Source organism: Streptomyces sp. NPDC017520 (genome assembly GCF_044329855.1).
Classification (GTDB): Bacteria; Actinomycetota; Actinomycetes; order Streptomycetales; family Streptomycetaceae; genus Streptomyces.
In genome coordinates, this window is the sequence record NZ_JBIRKB010000007.1 from 407,029 (window position 1) to 422,923 (window position 15,895).

At 73.3% G+C, this 15,895-nt stretch carries 12 protein-coding genes and 2 pseudogenes; 5 read left to right on the forward strand and 9 right to left on the reverse strand.

Going from position 1 to position 15,895, the window contains the following annotated elements; all coding sequences use genetic code 11:
• Nucleotides 1-162 precede the first annotated feature (162 nt).
• Complete coding sequence (locus tag ACH4KB_RS19825; RefSeq protein WP_398067176.1) at nt 163-339, reverse strand: hypothetical protein; 177 nt, start codon at nt 337-339, stop codon at nt 163-165.
• A 256-nt stretch (nt 340-595) separates the two neighbouring features.
• Between ACH4KB_RS19825 and ACH4KB_RS19830 the strand changes: the two genes are divergently transcribed.
• Entirely contained in the window at nt 596-4,258 is a 3,663-nt protein-coding gene (locus ACH4KB_RS19830; protein ID WP_398067177.1) for an ATP-binding protein, read from the forward strand.
• On the opposite strand, the gene ACH4KB_RS19835 is transcribed toward ACH4KB_RS19830, so the two are convergent.
• The 3 genes from ACH4KB_RS19835 to ACH4KB_RS19845 form a co-directional block, all read right to left on the reverse strand.
• Complete coding sequence (locus ACH4KB_RS19835; protein ID WP_398067178.1) at nt 4,215-4,427, reverse strand: hypothetical protein; 213 nt, start codon at nt 4,425-4,427, stop codon at nt 4,215-4,217. The two genes, ACH4KB_RS19830 and ACH4KB_RS19835, sit on opposite strands and share 44 nt — an antisense overlap.
• Nucleotides 4,428-4,510: 83 nt before the next feature.
• Nucleotides 4,511-5,215 carry a response regulator gene (locus ACH4KB_RS19840; RefSeq protein WP_398067179.1) on the reverse strand — a complete coding sequence of 235 codons (705 nt, stop codon included), beginning with the start codon at nt 5,213-5,215 and terminating at the stop codon, nt 4,511-4,513.
• 106 nt (nt 5,216-5,321) lie between these two features.
• Nucleotides 5,322-6,509: a sensor histidine kinase gene (locus tag ACH4KB_RS19845; RefSeq protein ID WP_398067180.1), complete on the reverse strand. Its 1,188-nt coding sequence runs from the start codon at nt 6,507-6,509 to the stop codon at nt 5,322-5,324.
• Between the two features lie 358 nt (nt 6,510-6,867).
• Here ACH4KB_RS19845 and ACH4KB_RS19850 point away from each other — a divergent pair, with 358 nt between their 5' ends.
• Nucleotides 6,868-7,743, forward strand: a complete 876-nt coding sequence (locus ACH4KB_RS19850; RefSeq protein ID WP_398067181.1) for a peptidoglycan-binding protein — start codon at nt 6,868-6,870, stop codon at nt 7,741-7,743.
• Nucleotides 7,744-7,942: 199 nt separating this feature from the next.
• Nucleotides 7,943-8,543: pseudogene (locus ACH4KB_RS19855) on the forward strand (GNAT family N-acetyltransferase).
• Between the two features lie 2 nt (nt 8,544-8,545).
• On the opposite strand, the gene ACH4KB_RS19860 reads toward ACH4KB_RS19855, so the two are convergent.
• The 4 genes from ACH4KB_RS19860 to ACH4KB_RS19875 form a co-directional block, all read right to left on the reverse strand.
• A complete protein-coding gene (locus ACH4KB_RS19860; protein WP_398067226.1) occupies nt 8,546-9,007 on the reverse strand; it encodes an anthrone oxygenase family protein in 462 nt (153 codons plus the stop codon).
• Between the two features lie 70 nt (nt 9,008-9,077).
• Nucleotides 9,078-10,685 (reverse strand): von Willebrand factor type A domain-containing protein, encoded by a 1,608-nt coding sequence (locus ACH4KB_RS19865; protein ID WP_398067182.1) that lies wholly within the window; start codon nt 10,683-10,685, stop codon nt 9,078-9,080.
• A gap of 282 nt (nt 10,686-10,967) precedes the next feature.
• Nucleotides 10,968-11,882, reverse strand: coding sequence for an ABC transporter permease (locus ACH4KB_RS19870; RefSeq protein ID WP_398067183.1), 915 nt, complete (start codon nt 11,880-11,882; stop codon nt 10,968-10,970).
• On the reverse strand, nt 11,879-14,533 hold the full coding sequence (locus ACH4KB_RS19875) for an alpha/beta fold hydrolase (protein WP_398067184.1): 2,655 nt from the start codon (nt 14,531-14,533) through the stop codon (nt 11,879-11,881). Before ACH4KB_RS19875 ends, ACH4KB_RS19870 begins: the two co-directional genes overlap by 4 nt.
• 143 nt (nt 14,534-14,676) lie before the next feature.
• Between ACH4KB_RS19875 and ACH4KB_RS19880 the strand changes: the two genes are divergently transcribed.
• The gene (locus tag ACH4KB_RS19880; protein ID WP_398067185.1) at nt 14,677-15,105 is read left to right on the forward strand and encodes a GNAT family N-acetyltransferase; all 429 of its coding nucleotides are present in this window, start codon (nt 14,677-14,679) and stop codon (nt 15,103-15,105) included.
• 303 nt (nt 15,106-15,408) lie between these two features.
• Here ACH4KB_RS19880 and ACH4KB_RS19885 read toward each other — a convergent pair whose 3' ends face one another.
• Nucleotides 15,409-15,717, reverse strand: a complete 309-nt coding sequence (locus tag ACH4KB_RS19885; protein ID WP_398067229.1) for a hypothetical protein — start codon at nt 15,715-15,717, stop codon at nt 15,409-15,411.
• Between ACH4KB_RS19885 and ACH4KB_RS19890 the strand changes: the two are divergent.
• Nucleotides 15,626-15,841 (forward strand): annotated as a pseudogene (locus ACH4KB_RS19890) (phosphatase PAP2 family protein); the annotation flags it as partial. The gene ACH4KB_RS19885 and the pseudogene ACH4KB_RS19890 sit on opposite strands and share 92 nt — an antisense overlap.
• Nucleotides 15,842-15,895: the final 54 nt, after the last annotated feature.

Consider the following 15,895-nt stretch of genomic DNA (forward strand, 5'->3'; position numbering starts at 1 on the left):
GGGGATCCCAGGAAGGGCGGTTCCCGATCGGAGGCAGGGCCAAGGACAAGTCGCGCTACCGCTTTCACGTACGATCACACACGGCTACGATCACACAGGGCTACCCATCGGCCGCTAATAGTAAGCGTGTTGGGGTGCGGGAGATTCATGGATTCGCCTCCCTCACCTCGGCGGCCGTCGCTTCAGCAGAATCGTCAGGGTGGCCCGCGCATCGCGGCGGCGGTCGGGCTTGGGGGCCAGGACCGAGGTGAGGGCGACCACGGCGAGCACGGCGGTGTAGGTCGTGGCACCCGCGGCGGCCAAGGTCGCGGCATCGAAGAGCGCAGGGAGAACGGGCACGGGGATTCCTTCCGGTTCGCGCCCGGCTGTCCACCTGCCGGGCTGATGCCACCTTGACCGGCCGACCCGCCCTCCAGTAACGGGGGTACAGCACCGAACCCCCCTTTTTTCGCAGGTCAGAGACTTGAAGAAATCTCTTGAGGCTCGTTCTGGAGGTACCGCTGTGGAGAGCGGGACGCATGCTGACTGGGAGGCACGAAAGCGGTTCGGCCGCATGCTGGGCCGCTTGAGGGACCGTGCCGCTCCATCGGGGAACGTGAGCGTCTCGGCGTGTGCGAGGATCGCGGACGTCCACGAGAACTCCATTCGGCTGTGGTCCGCCGGCCGGGCCGCCCCTCGCCGGGCCAACACCGACGCCGTGGAGCGCCTCGTGGTCTTCCTCCGGCGAGAGGCCGGGGAGCCGGCCGAGTTCGATGCCCGGTGGCGCCAGGCCCTCGGGGCGGCACAGCGGGAGGCCCACGACGCTCGTGGTGCTTCCCCGGAGCGCGTCGAACGAAGGCGCTTCATGGGCTCCATCGGCGCTCCGCGGTTTCTGGAGACGCCCCTCGACGGCCGCGAGGCCGAGCTCAGACGCGTGGACCGATTCGTCGCGACGAAGGACGACGCGCCTCCCTGCCTCTGGCTGCAAGGGGATCCGCTGGCAGGGAAGTCGGCGCTGCTGGGCCGGGTGGCACAGCATCTCTGGGCGTCGCCGAAGACCGACGTCGTGGGCTACTTCGTCTCCGAGACCGACGGCTGGGACCGGGCCGGTCACTTCACGGGGGTGATGGTCCGGCAGCTGGCCCGCTTCCTGGGGAGAAGAAGGATCCCCGCCGGCCCGGAAGAGGTACCGCCCGGCAAGCTTCAATCCCTCTTCCGTGAAGCGGCCGAACTCTCGGCCAGGAACGGCCGACGGCTCGTGGTCGTCGTGGACGGGCTGGACCAGGACGCCGCCTGGCGGGGTGGGGTGCCGGACGGCGAGCGTCCCGGAACCAGCATCGCGTCCTTGCTCCCCTGCCCGAAGGCGCGCGCGGTCGAGGGGGCCGGGCAGAAGCGGCACGGCAAGCGTGCGATCCGGCTCATCGTGTCGAGCCGTCCCGCCGCGGAACCTCCCGGTGACGTATCGGCCGAACACCCGCTGCGGCGAGCCGAGTCCGTACAGCTGCGTCGCCCCTCCCCTCGCACAGGAGATGACGGGCCGAGCCTCCGGGACGGGCTGGATCGCCTTTGTGGTTCCGCTTCGGGACGGGCCGTCGTCGGGTTCCTCGCCATTGCCGGGGAGGGGCTGCGCGCCGAGGACCTCGCCGAGCTGACGGGCGGTGAACCAGCCGCGATCGCACGGCTGATGACGGCCTTCTGGGGCCGGTGCCTCGTGCCGGCCGATCTCGGCGAGGGCAGCTTTGTCCTCGCCGACGAGGAACTGCTGCACACGGCCTGGCAGAAGAGCGGGCCGGATCTGCGCTCCGCGTGCGTTCGCCGACTGCACGCCTGGGCCGACTCCTGGCACACGGGCGACCGGCCCGGGCCCCTGCCTCGCTACCTGCTCTCGTACTACCCCGCCCTCCTCTGCGAAGGGCCACGGCTCGAACGGTACGTTCTCGATCCGCGACGTCAGCGGCGGCTCGTGGAGGCGGGCCGGCTCGACGAAGCGCTGGCGCAGCTCGACCTCCTGCCGGGCGGGGAGGACCGCACACCGGAGGTGGCCGCGCGCGTGGCCCTCTCCCGGGCCGTGCTGTCCGGCCGCGCCCGGCCTCCCGTACCACCGGAGCTTCCGAGCCTGTTCGCGCTCGCCGGAGACGTGACGCGGGCCCGGCAGCTGGCCCTCTCGGCTTCGGCGGACGCGGCCAGAGCGGTACGCCTGGTCAAGGTGGTGTCCGCAATTGCCGGGACAATCTCCGGAACCGCCGCTCTGAAGGCCGCGGAGCTCGCGGAACTCACGGAACTCGCGGGCGAAGCAGTTCGATGGGCGGAGCGCGCCACTGACGCCGCACCGTCGATCGCCGAGCAGAGCGACGACATGGAGGAGCTGGCCGAGGCGGGCCACACCCTCATCGAGTGCGGCGCGGAAGAAGCGGGGCGCGCCGTGCTGCGTGCCGTCATCCCCTGCGCGTCCGTGGGCTGGGCATCCCGGATCAAGGCCGCGCAGGCGCTCGCCCCGGAGCAGGAGGGCTGGCTCACCGGGATCGCCCGGTACGCGTCGGTGCTCGCCGAGGGTGGGTTTGACGAGGAGGCCGAGGCCTTGGAGATCTGGGGGCAACTGATCGCGCGACATGCTCCGGGCACTGTCGCGTTGCGGGACACCGTGAAGAATCTCTGCGCCGAGCTGGATCCCGCGTCGGACCTGACCCACGCCGATCTGCTCGCCCTCGGCGCGAGCGCCCTGGCGCGGGACCGGCGGGCCCAGGCCCGCACGATGGTTCGCGCGGCCGTGAAGGCACTGACCTCGGCTTTCACCGATCCCGAGGCACTGTCCCCGGCCGACCGCGCCCATCTGGACCTCGAACTGTCCACCACGCTGGTGCGTGTCGTCCAGGCTCTGCACGACGTGGACTACAGCGCGGCAAAGCTCCTGGCCGCCGTTCCGGACGAGCTGCGCCGGGACGTTCTCGGCGACGACGTCCGGGAGCAGGCCCGCTCGGTGAAGGGGCGAAGCACGGACTCATCGTCGAACAGCCGGGCGGAGGCGACGAGCGGCACCAATTTCCTGGGCGTCAGGGAGGAGCTGATCAGTAACCCCGTCCGTGGACGCCACCTCCTCGCAGAAGCCTTCGCCCGGTGGGAGGGGCACGCGTCGGCCGTTACGGCTGCCGGCTGGCGGCTTCCTCTCGCCCAGGCCCTCGCCGTCGCCGGGCATGCGCGGGAAGCCGTGCGGCTCACGGGCGGTTCGCCGGAGACGGCCGGGCGGGCGGGGGGCCTGGCCGTCGTGGCCTTGGGTTGTGCGGCAGGCGGACGTCCGGCGGAAGCCCTGCGGTACGCGCGAGAGGCCGCCGGGTCGGCCGTGTCGCTGACCGACCCGGCCGTACGCGCTCTCGTCGCCCAGGCGTGCGCTCATGCCGGTGCGTCCGAGTCCGCGCTGAGCCGGGTCGACGGGGGTGGGCCTTCGTGGAAGGAGCGCGAGCAGGTCGAGCGAACGGAGGCCGCCGTGGCCGTGGGGCTCGCCCCGTACGACCCCGAGGCCGCCGCGCGGATCGTCGGGCGGCAGCTCGTGGGGGTGAACCGGGCGGGCCGCGTATCGGGTGGGGAGCGGCATCTGCCCCGGATCATGGGGCTGCTGCTCACCCTTCCCGACCCCCGGCGGCCCGGCGGCGACCTGTGCGCGGCGCTCCAGGGGTTGTGCGCCGGGCCGGCCGAGAGCATCCAGGGGTGGGACATGCGCGCGGTGTTGTTCCAGGCGCTGCTCGATGTCGGCGAGTGCTGCTCCGGGGTGGTGCCCCTCGGGGACAGGCTCGACCGCTGGGAGCGGTATGTGGGCTCCACCCCGTTACCCGAAGGCGTGCCGCCCCTCGCCGAGTGGGCCGTTCTGCATTCCGTCCGGGGCGATGTCCAGGGGGCGCGGGACACCGCCGGGCGGGCCGGGACGCCTCAGGGGCGGGCGGCTGCCCTGGTCGCTGTGGCGACCTACCTGTCCGGCGTCCCGGTGATCGTCCCGGCCGCGGACGGCTGGGCGTCGCAAAACACTTCCGTACTGCGCTTCCTGGCGCTCGCCGACGCCCTCGGCCCCGAGGGCACCCGCGACGAGTGCGAGGCCCGACGCATCCTGCGGGAGGTGCTGGCGGGCGAGCACTGGCGGTACGCCTTGCCGCTCCTGCCCCGGCTCGCGCCGGAGGCCCTTCCCCGGCTCGCGGAGTTGGGCCTCGTGCACACAGCGGGCGATGCCGGGGAGCGGCATCCTCCCCTCATGCGTCCCGCCGACGGAGCAGCACCAGCGCCCGGAGCGTGAGCGCCTCCGTGCAGGCGGCGACCAGAAGCAGGGAAGGCCAGGGACCCAGGCTGCCCACGGTGTCGGCGGTGGCGTACGAGGTCTGGGTGACCTTCTCCAGGGCGGCCGTCGGGGAGAGTCCGGCGACCCAGCGTTCGGCGTCGCCGGTGAGTTCCGTTGCCTGGATCATGCGGCCGACGCTACGAGCGGGGGGCCGATGGTGAATCCTCCGGCGGGGGTCGTTGCCTGCTCCCCCCGGGGGTACGGCAGGCCCTAGCGTTCTCCCGCCCTGACCAGGCCCGTCTCGTAGGCGAGGACCACGAGCTGGGCCCGGTCGCGGGCGCCGAGCTTCGTCATGGTCCGGCTGACATGGGTCTTCGCGGTCAGCGGGCTCATGATCAGCGCCTTGCCGATCTCCTCGTTGGACAGTCCGGCGGCGACGAGCGCCATCACCTCGCGCTCCCGGCCGGTGAGCACGGCGAGCCGTTCGGCGCCCGCCGCCTCGGGGGTCTTCAGCCGGGCGAACTCCTCGATCACCCGACGGGTCACGGCGGGGGCGAGCAGACTCCGGCCCGCCGCGACCGTGCGGATCGCGGCGCGCAGGTCGTCCGGCTCGATGTCCTTCAGCAGAAAGCCCGCCGCGCCGTGCCGGAGGGCTTCGAAGACGTACGCGTCGACCTGGTACGTGGTGAGCATGACGACACGGACCCGGTCGAGGGAGCGGTCCTCGGCGATCCGGCGGGTGGCCTCCAGGCCGTCGACGCCGGGCATCCGGACGTCCATCAGCACGACGTCCGGGCGGGTCGTCCGGACCGCCTCGACGGCCCGGGCCCCGTCGGAGGCCTCCGCGACCACGACCAGGTCGTCGGTGAGGTCGAGCAGGGCGCGGAACCCGGCCCGTACGACGGTCTGGTCGTCGGCGAGGACCACGCGGACGATCCCCGGCGGCCCCGCCGCGCTCTCCACCTGCTCGCTCACGGGGCCGCTCCCCGGGTTCCGTACGGCGCCACGTTCACGAGGCCCTGCCCTGTTCCGTACAGCGCCACGTTCACGGGGCCCTCCCCTGTTCCGTACAGCGCCACGTTCACGAGGCCGCTCCCTCCGTCGGCAGTTCGGCACGGACGCGGAAACCGCCGCCCGGCACCGGACCGTAACTGACGTCGCCGCCCACCGCGACCGCTCGCTCCCGCATGCCGATCAGGCCGAAGCCCCGGTCGGCGGGCGGGCCGGCGGGCGGGCCGGCCGGCGGCGGCACCGGGGGGCCGTCGTCCACGACCTCGACGGTCAGCCGGGTGGCGTCGCGGGTCACCGACACCGCGGCGTGCAGCGCCGCGGAGTGCTTCACCACGTTGGTCAGCGCCTCCTGCACGATCCGGTACGCCGTGGCCTCGACGACCGCGGGCAGGGCGGCGCCCCCCGTCTGCCGCCGCAGGCTGACCCGCATCCCGCCCGCCTCGACCCCCGCGACCAGTTCGTCCAGCTGGTCGAGGCGGGGCGCCGGCGCCGTGGACTCCGTCGCGCGCAGGACGGACAGCGTGGCGCGCAGTTCCCGTACGGCTTCCTTGCCGGAGGCGCGCACCTGGGTCATCGCCTGCCGCGACACCTCCGGCGCGGCGTCCAGTGCGTCGAGGGCGACCCCGGCCTGCACGGTCATCGCGCTCACCGTGTGCGCGAGGATGTCGTGGATCTCCCGGGCGACCCGTGCCCGCTCCTGGCGGACCCGGCGGGCGGCCTCCCGCTCGCGGTCCTCCTCGGCCCGCGCGGCGCGCGCCGCGTACTCCGCCAGCAGTTCCCGCCGGGTGCGCACCACCTCACCCAGAAGGAGCGGGACGAGCGGCCAGACCATCTCCAGGACGGGCAGCCCCTGCGGGTTGACCACGTCCCTGCCGACCTTCAGCGCCACCGCGCCCGAGACCGTCGCGGCGATCACCCCGGTCCACAGGGTGCGCCGGCGGTCGCCCAGCACCGCCACCGTGTAGAGCGCCACGATCACCGGGAGGTTCAGCAGTTCGCCGATGTGCCCGTGCAGCGCCCACCCGCCACAGGCCGCCCCGGTCACACAGACCACCGGAACGGGCCAACGGCGGCGGCAGGCGAGCGCCGCCAGCGAGACCACGAGGAAGGCCCAGGTCAGCGCGTCGGCCTGCCGGTAGCCGGGCTCGTTGACGGCCGCGTCGGCGGTGGTCAGCACCCCCACCACCGCCACCACCAGCAGATCCGCGACGATCGGCGGCAGAGCCCGCGCACGGGCGGCCAGGCGGTCGAAGGTCATCACCCCCTCACGGTAGGAGGCGGGAGGCCGGGCCGCATACGACGGCGGGAGTACACCGGGGCGGGGCCGGTGGCGAGCGTACCGGCACCGTGCACATCGGGCAGGAGTTCGGACACACCCGGAAGGGAGTTCGGGCACGGCGCAACCTTCCGTCCGGCGGGACGTTCGGCAGGGCCTGGGAACGGGCAAATCGATCAGGTGGGCCCGAAGGCGGAATCCCCGCCGCTGGGCGCTCCCGACCGTCCCCTCACCCGGCAGGTGTACGCGGCTCCGCGCCGTCGGCCGCCCGCCGGTCCCGCCGACCCCACACCGAAGCGCCCGCGTGAACTACGCACCCATCAGGGAAAGGAGCGCCGCGATGGCGACGCCGCTGTCTGCAGCCAGGCTGCTCAAAGCCCTCCGCGACGAAGGTCTCCACGTCGTCGAACACCGGAGCTGGCGTACCAACAACCGGAACCACAAGGGGCCCTGGGGCCCGACGCACGGCGTGATGATCCATCACACCGTCACCTCGGGCACCGCCTCCTCGGTCGAACTCTGCTACAACGGCCACTCCGCCCTGCCCGGCCCGCTCTGCCACGGGGTCATCGCCAAGGACGGGTCCGTCCACCTCGTGGGGAACGGCCGGGCCAACCACGCCGGGCTCGGCGACGACGACGTCCTGCGCGCCGTCGTCGCGGAGAAGGCACTGCCGCCGGACAACGAGGCCAACACCGACGGCAACCGGCATTTCTACGGCTTCGAATGCGTCAACCTCGGTGACGGCAAGGATCCCTGGCCGGCGGCCCAGCTGCTGGCGATCGAGCGGGCCGCCGCCGCCGTCTGCCGGGCGCACGGCTGGTCGCAGCGGTCGGTGATCGGGCACCTGGAGTGGCAGCCGGGCAAGGTCGATCCGCGCGGGTTCACCATGAACTCGATGCGCTCGCGGATCGCCAAGCGGCTGGGCGGTTCCCCGGACGGACCCTCCGATCCGCCGCCGAAGCCGACGTACGAGCCGTTCCCCGGCGCCGCGTTCTTCAAGGTCGGCCGCAACAGCGCGGTCGTCACGGCGATGGGCAAGCGTCTGGTGTCCGAGGGCTGCGGCCGGTACACGGTGGGTCCCGGCCCGGCCTGGTCCGAGGCCGACCGGAAGTCGTACGCCGCCTGGCAGCGCAAGCTGGGCTACACGGGCGGCGACGCGGACGGCATTCCCGGCAAGAGCAGTTGGGACCGGCTCAAGGTGCCCAACGTGTGACGGCGGCACGTCCGGCTCCTCCTCCTCGCCGCCGGAGGTGAAGAAGCTGAAGGCGGTGAAGGCGGTGAAGGCGGTGAAGGCGGTGAAGGAGCCGGACTATGCGGATGATCACGGCGGTTCACTAGGGTTCTCTCACTGCGCCGGTGGGCGCTCCGGCGATCCGCCGATGGATCGCCGACGAGATCCGAGGGACGGTGCGATGGCGGCCGAGGTGCGAACGGTGACGGCCGGGGAGCTGAACCGGTACGCCGACGGGATCCGCGAGGTGTACGCGCGGGCGTTCGCGGCCCCGCCCTGGAACGAGGATCCGGCGCAGGCCGACGGCTATGCGGAGCGGCTCGCACGGGACGCGCTCCGGCCCGGTTTCACGGCGGCGGTGGCGGTGGCCGGGGGGGGCGGTAGCGGGTTTCGCCACGGCCTGGATCACCCCGGAGGTCTTTCCTGCCGACCGCAGCTACGGACAGGTCGCCGAGGCGCTCGGGCCCGGGCGGACGCGGGCGTGGCTCTGCGGTGCGCTGGAGGTGAACGAGCTGGCCGTGGCGCCGGAGGCGCACGGTGCGGGGCTCGGCGCTGCGCTGCTGCATGCGGTGACGGGGTCCGCCCCGGACGGCCGTTGCTGGCTGCTGACCTCCGTGCGGGCCGAGGCGGCGCTGCGCCTGTACGAGCGGGCCGGCTGGCAGCGGGTCGACGCGCCCGTGCCCGGCGCGGCCGCTCTCGTGGTGCTGCTCGGCCCGCGCCACCCGCGGCGGGCGGAGGCGGGGGCCCACGTACGGAGGGGCGCCTCGCCCTTCAGCGCCTAGCCCTACAGCGCGACGGCCAGCAGGACGCACGCCACCAGCGCGAACGCGGTGCGCACCTGGTGGAGGGTGTTCCAGCGGGATTCGAAGGCCGCGCGGGCCGCACGGTCGTCGCCGCCCTCGGAGGCGGCGAGGGCGTTGTTGAGCGGGATGTTCCCGACCACGGTCACCAGATGACCGGCGACCACGCAGATCAGCGCCCCCAGGATGGCGGGCCCCGCCGCCTCGCCGTGCTCGCCGAGGCCGGTGAAGAACGCGGCGGCGGGCCGGGCGGGGCGGGCCGGGCCGGGCGGGCCAAGCCGAGCGGGCGGGCCGAGCCGAGCGGGCCGGGCGGGCCGAGCCGAGCGGGCCGGGCGGGCGGGGCGGGCGGGCCGGGCCGGGCGGGCCGGGCCGGGCCGGGCGGGGCCGGCCGGGCGGGCCGGGCGGGGCGGGCCAAGCCAGCCGAGTGGGCCAAGCCGGCCGCCCAGGACACACGTCCCGCTCGGCCCGGCCGTCCTCCTCGACCCGCCCGGCCCCTCGGCCTCCGGCCGCTCCGCCTCAGCCGATCTCGCCCTCGCCCTCGCCCGGTTCCGGCTCGTCCGTTCCGGAGCCCCGCTCGATCCGGTCCGCCTGGCCGATGGCCTTGGCCAGCTTCGTGACGGAGCTGTCCTCGGTCGTCTCCGCCAGCCCGGCGGCCCGCGAGGCCAGTTCACCGAGCCCGGGTGCGCCGGGCAGGTCGCCGCCCCGCAGGTGGTCGGCGAAGTAGGCCACCACCGCCGCCACTTGGAGCCGGTCGCCGCCGCTCCAGAGGGAGCCGTCGATCGCCCCGGTCGTCGCGGTCCGGGTCTCCTCCTGGGCCTCGCGGGTCTTGGGGTCGAGCCAGCGCACGGTGGCCTTGGCCACGGTGCCGGACGCGCCCTCGCGCAGCCGTACGGCGTACAGAGCGGTCACCGTGTGGCCGGGGCCCACCTCGCCGCCGTCGGCGCTGTCGTCGCGGAAGTCCTCGTCGGCGACCTTGCGGTTCTCGTAGCCGATCAGCCGGAACTGCTTCACGGTCTTCCGGTCGAACGCCACCTGGGCCTTCGCGTCGCGGGCCCTGATCTCCAGGTGGGCGGGAAGCTGGCCGACGAAGACCTTGCGAGCCTGCGCCTCGTCACTGACGTACGTGGTGTTTCCGTCGCCCTTGTTGGTGAGCCGCTCCATGAACGCGTCGCCGTAGTCACTGCCGACGCCGACGCCGAAGAGGGTGATGCCGTACTCCCGGCGGGTGGAGTCGATCTTCTCCAGGATGCCGTCGGCGTCGGTGTCGCCGGTGTTGGCCAGCGCGTCGGAGAGGAGCACCACCCGGTTGGTGGCCCCCTTGCGATGGCCCTTGACCGACTCCTCGTAGCCGAGGGTGATGCCCGCCTCGACGTTGGTGGACTGCGTCGGCCGCATCTCCTCCACCACGTCCTTGATCCGGTTCCGGTTGTCCTTCAGGCGGGTCATCGGCAGCCGGGTCTCGGCCTCGTCGCTGAAGGTGACCAGGGAGATGGAGTCGTCGTCGCGCAGTTCGTCGGTGAGGATGGTCAGCGACTTCCTGACCAGGTCCAGGCGGCCGGTCTCGGCCATGGACCCCGAGATGTCGACGACGAACGTGAGGGCCGCGGGCGGCCGTTCAGCGGTCGACGGGGCGGCCTCGGTGGCCAGGCCGACACGGAGCAGCGACCAGTCGGAGGCTCCGGTTCCACCGCCCCCGCCCCCGCCCTTCCCGGAGCCGATGCGCGCCCCGTCGACGTTCACCGAGAAGCCGGGGCCCTTCGGCCGTTCGTACCCCTGGCGGAAGCTGTTGACGAACTCCTCGGGGCGCACCTCCTCGGGAGAAGGCAGTCTGCCGTCGCCGAGGGTACGGCGCGCGTACCCGTAACTGGCGGTGTCCACGTCCAGGGCGAAGGTGGAAAGGTAGTCGGGTGCCGGGACATCCAGCCTGGCCACATCTCCGGACTCGCCCGCCGGTGCGGCCGAGCGGCCCTTCTCGGGCGCCGCCCCGTCCGGCGCGGGCTGTCCGCCGCCGGTCGATCCCTGCCCGTCGCGCGTGTCCGAACTCAGTTCGCGCTTGCTGCCCGAGGCGCTGTCACCGCTGCCGCACGCGGTGAGGACCATGGCGCCCGCCAGCAGGAGCGCCATGGCCCCCGCCCGGCCCCCGGCCCTCACTCCGGACCGAACTCCGGACCGGCCTGCGGACCGGACTCCGGACCGGCTTTCCGCCCGGTCCCCCGCCCGCTTCTCATGTCGCCGGCCTGTCTGCTGCATGTGCAACCCCCCACGTCGTCACGTCGTCACGATGTCCTCGACATCTGTGAATGTGACGTACGAGGTCGCCGACCGGAGTCGACGAAAGCGTTGCGGAACCATCTCGATGCGGCAACAGCGGCGGTCAACGGGTGGGAAACCGGCGGAACATCAGATTCAGGACACGATGTCCTTACGACTGAACCCGCGGAAGGCCAGCGCGAACAGGATCAGGGCATAGGTCACTGATACGGCCGTGCCCTTGATCATGCCGCCCCACTCCAACTGCGGCTGGAGGGCGTCGGCCCACGCGAACTGCCAGTGCGCGGGCAGGAAGTCGCGCCAGGAGCCGAGCGCGGTGACCGCGTCGAGCACATTGCCGACGATGGTGAGGCCCACCGCGCCGCCGACCGCGCCGAGCGGGGCGTCCGTCTTCGTGGACAGCCAGAACGCCAGGCCCGCGGTGACCAGTTGTGAGACGAAGATGAACGCCACGACGATCGCGAGGCGGGGCACCGTGTCCCCGGCGGACAGCGCTCCCCCGGTGGGCAGCTTCAGCGGCCCCCATCCGTAGGCCGCCGTGCCCGCCACCAGGGCGACGAGCGGCAGCAGCACCATCGCGGCCAGGCTGAAGCCGAGGGCGACGACGAGCTTGGACCAGAGCAGCCGGACGCGCGGTACGGGCGCGGCGAGCAGATAGCGCAGCGAGGACCAGCTCGCCTCGGAGGCGACGGTGTCCCCGCAGAACAGGGCCACCGGCACCACCAGCAGGAAGCCGGCCGAGACGAACAGCGAGGTGGCGGCGAAGTTCGCGGCGGACTCGGTCGCCACGTCCATCAGGTTGATCCGGCCGCCGCCCCCGCCGCCTCCTCCTCCGCCGTCCTCGCCGTCCGGCGTGCCGCCGATCGCGAAGGCGATGATCAGGATGAAGGGGAGCGCGGCGAGGATTCCGCCCATCAGCAGGGTGCGTCGTCTGCGCAACTGCCGCATGGCCTCGACGCGGAGGGGAAGGGTGCGCCGGGCGCGGTAGCCGGGGGCCTCCGGGTGTTCGGTCTCCACCCGGGCCTCGGGGGGCTGGACGGGGGCGCTCATGCTGCTCCTCCTGAGATGAGGGTGAGGAAGGCGTCCTCCAGGCGGCGGTGCGGTCCGACGCCGGTGACCGGGACGTCGAGCCGGACGAGGTCGGTGACGAGCCGGGAGGTGGTGGCCCCGTCGAGCCGGACGAGGAGTCCGCGCCCGTCGTCGGTGCGGACGGCGGAGCCGATGCCGGGCAGGGCGGCCACCTTCTCCGCCAGCGGCTCGGACACCTCGTCCGCCGTGGTCACCAGGATCATGTCGCCGGAACCGGTGATCTCGGCGACGGGTCCGGCCTGGACGAGCCGGCCCCGGTCCATGACGACCAGGTGCGTGCAGGACTGCTCGACCTCGGAGAGGAGGTGGCTGGAGACGATGACGGTCCGGCCGCCGGCCGCGTACCGGATCATCACGTCCCGCATCTCGCGGATCTGCGGCGGGTCGAGCCCGTTGGTCGGCTCGTCGAGGATGAGGAGGTCCGGCATGCCGAGCATGGCCTGGGCGATGGCGAGCCGCTGCCGCATGCCCTGGGAGTACGTCCGTACGGCACGGGCGAGCGCGTCGCCGAGGCCGGCGATCTCCAGGGCCTCCTCGATGTGCGCGTCCTCGGCGGGCCGGCCGGTGGCCTGCCAGTAGAGGTCGAGGTTGGCGCGCCCGGAGAGGTGGGGCAGGAACCCGGCCCCCTCCACGAACGCCCCGACCCGGGACAGCACCGGCGCGCCCGGCCGGATGGCCTGCCCGAAGACACGGATCTCGCCCTCGTCGGGGCGGATGAGCCCCATGAGCATGCGCAGGGTGGTCGTCTTGCCCGCGCCGTTGGGCCCCAGCAGCCCGAGGACCTGGCCCTTCTCGACGCGGAAGGACAGCTCGCGCACGGCGTACCGGTCGACCGCCTTCGCGTACTTCTTCGAGAGACCGGTGATCTGGAGCGGTACGTCGGTGAGCGCGGGGTCCGGCGCGGGCGTCGCGGTCCGGCGGCGGGCGGTGAGCAGCAGAGCCGCCGCGATGACGAGGGCGGCGGCCGGGAGGCCCCAGGTCCACCACGGGAGGGTGGCCGCCGCGGTCTTCACGGCGGGCGCGGTGGGGACGGTCAGCGGTCCGTCGGCGGTGACGGTGTACGTGGCGGGCTCGGCCGGGGACGCGTAGCCGAGGTCGGTCGCGGAGAACACCAGCCGCAGCCGGTGTCCGGCGTCGAACTCGTGGTCCACGGCGGGCAGCGCCAGCTCGACCGGCTTGCCCTGCTGGTCGGGGGTGATCCGGTAGGGGGCGACGAGCTGGTGGGGCAGCACCTGCTGCCTGCCGTCCGGCGACACGTCGTACACCTTGCCGAAGAGCACCGCGTCCCGGCCGCCGTCGGCCTTCACGTTCACCTTCACGGTGGGTGTGCCGGTGACGCGTACGGAGGTGTCCAGCGGTGCGGACTCGAAGCGGGCGGACTGTCCGGGGAAGTCGAGCGAGAACCCGACGCCGAGGGAGGAGAGCTGGGCGAGTCCGCCGCCGACGCCGGGCACGGCGGAGATGGCGGGCGGCGAGGACCCCGCGGGGTTGCGGAAGGTCTTCGTCCCGCCGCCCAGCGCGATGTCCCGGCCGCCGCCGCGCAGCCCCGGGTAGGTGTCGCCGCTCGCGCCGCGCAGGAGGGCGGCGCCGTCGGTGGAGTCGACGCCTCCGGTGCGGGTGACACGGAAGGCGGGCCCGGTGTCGGCGCCGGTGTCCTCCTTGAGATAGCGGTCGAACCAGGAGCCGACGCGCCCTTCGACGCGTCCGGTCTCGCTGTCGCCGCCGTCGTGGCCGCCCGAGATCCAGTCGACGGAGACGGGTGCGCCGTTGGCGCTGATGGCCTTCTGCATGGCGTCGGCCTGGCCGAGTGGGAAGAGGGAGTCGGACTGCCCCTGGAGGAGGAGCGAGGGGACCTTGATGCGGTCGGCGACGGCGGACGGCGACCGCTCGGTGAGGAGGTCGATCGCCTCGGCGTCGGGCTTGCCGCTGACGGCGACCCGCTCGTACATCTCGCAGAGCCGCTTCTCGAACTTCTCGCAGCCGCCGCCGGTGGTGATGAAGATCCCGGCCCAGAGCTTCTTGAAGACCCCGTCGGGGAAGAGGGCGTCGGCGAGGTTCCAGTAGGTGATCACGGGCGCGATGGCGTCGACCCGCTCGTCGTACCCTGCGGCGAGCAGGGAGACGGCCCCGCCGTAGGAGGCGCCGGTGAGGCCGACCCGGGGGTCGCCCTTCTCGTCGAGCTCCACCTCGGGCCGCTCCGCGAGCCAGTCGATGAGCCGCGAGACGTCCCTGACCTCGTGGTCCGGGTCGTTGAGGGAGATCTCCCCGCCGGACTTGCCGAAGCCGCGCGCCGACCAGGTCAGGACGGCGTACCCGTCGGCGGCCAGTTTCTCCGCCTGGGCCCGTACGTCGTTCTTGCTGCCGCCGAAGCCGTGTCCGATGAGCACGGCGGGCCGCTTGCCGGAGCCTCCGGCGTGGAAGTACGAGGTGTCGATCGGCACCCCGTCCATGCGCAGCGTCCGGTCCTCGCGCTGCACGGCGGGCGTGCCGTCGTCGGCGACGGCGGTCCAGGTGCCGCCGCCCACGAGCACGGCGAGCGCGGCGCCGACCGCGGCCCACCGGCCAGGTGTACGGGGCAGCAGGCGCCGCCATCGAGCAGTAGGGGTCTCCATCCCTCGACCCTAAGCGGAGGATGCAAGCCGGTTGCGTGCCGCCGGGGGGAGGCGGGCGGCCTCCCTGAGAGGTACGGTGCGCCCCCGCCGTACTCCGGACGCGGTACAGAATGCCTTCAGAACCCTTGCCCCGGGAGGCCATTGTGGACATTCGCCGCGCTACGACCGTCAGGGAACTCCTGGCCGCCGGCCACCTCTACGACGCGCCGCCCCGTGAGGAACGGGCCGCCCGCTTCCTCGCGGCGGACGGTCATGTGCTGCTGATCGCGTACGTGGACGGCGTCCCGGCCGGCTTCGTCACGGGCATCGAGATGCTGCACCCGGACAAGGGCACGGAGATGTGCCTGTACGAACTCGCCGTCGACGACCCGTTCCGCCGCCAGGGCATCGGCAAGGCTTTGACGCTCGCGCTCGTGGACATCGCCCGGGAGCGGGGGTGCTACGACCTGTGGGTCGGCGTGGAGGACGGCAACGAGGCGGCGCTCGCGACGTACCGGTCGGCGGGGGCGGGGGACGACGGCGGGTTCACGATGCTGACGTGGGAGTTCGGGGACGGTGCCGCGCAGGAGTAGGGCGTCTCGTACGGGGTGCGGCCCTGCGGCCGGGGCGCTGCGGCCCTGCGGCCGGGGCGCTGCGGGGCGTCAACCCTGACGTTCGTCGGGGGCCGCTCCTGCCGTTCGGCCCCCGCGCCGGGCCGCGGTGCCTTCGTACGTTCCCAGCATGGCTAAGCACACACATCAACACCACTGGCCCGTGCGGCTGTTCGGATCGGCCGCACTGCTCGCGTCGGCGGCCGCCGTGATCGGGATGCTGTCGCCCGGGGGCCTGGGCCGGCCCGGGCCGACCGAGGTCACGGAGGGGGCTTCCGTATCGCTCTACCGGTCGCTGACGGGAGCGGTCGGGGACGGTCCGGGGTGGCTGGGGCACCTGTTGGAGCTGTCATCCGAGGCCACGCTGATCCTTCTCGGCCTGCTGCTGCTCCGGGTCTGCTGGACGGCGGTACGCAGGAGGGACACGGGCGCGGTGGCGGGGGCCGTGCTCATCGGCGCCGGGACGGTCGTGGCGTACGCCGTCAGCGAGGCGCTGAAGCTGATCGTCGACGAGGAGCGTCCGTGCCGGGCGCTGGACGGCGCCCGGGCGGTCGCCGCGTGCCCCGAGCCGGGCGACTGGTCGTTCCCGAGCAACCACGCCACCCTGGCCGCCGCGCTCGCGGTCGGGCTGGCGGTGCGGCGGCCCCGACTCGCTGCCGTGACGCTGCCGTTGGCCGTGGCGGCGGCGCTGCTGCGGGTCCTGGTGGGAGTCCATTACCCGCACGACGTGATCGCCGGCGTCCTGCTCGGCGGGGCGGTCGTCGCCTCGGTG

Coding starts and splice junctions, on each gene's coding strand:
- ACH4KB_RS19850 (WP_398067181.1), top strand. CDS start 6,868: ATGGCGACGCCGCTGTCTGCAGCCAGGCTGCTCAAAGCCCTCCGCGAC.
- ACH4KB_RS19835 (WP_398067178.1), bottom strand. CDS start 4,427: ATGATCCAGGCAACGGAACTCACCGGCGACGCCGAACGCTGGGTCGCC.
- ACH4KB_RS19845 (WP_398067180.1), bottom strand. CDS start 6,509: ATGACCTTCGACCGCCTGGCCGCCCGTGCGCGGGCTCTGCCGCCGATC.
- ACH4KB_RS19865 (WP_398067182.1), bottom strand. CDS start 10,685: ATGGCGCTCCTGCTGGCGGGCGCCATGGTCCTCACCGCGTGCGGCAGC.
- ACH4KB_RS19875 (WP_398067184.1), bottom strand. CDS start 14,533: ATGGAGACCCCTACTGCTCGATGGCGGCGCCTGCTGCCCCGTACACCT.
- ACH4KB_RS19870 (WP_398067183.1), bottom strand. CDS start 11,882: ATGAGCGCCCCCGTCCAGCCCCCCGAGGCCCGGGTGGAGACCGAACAC.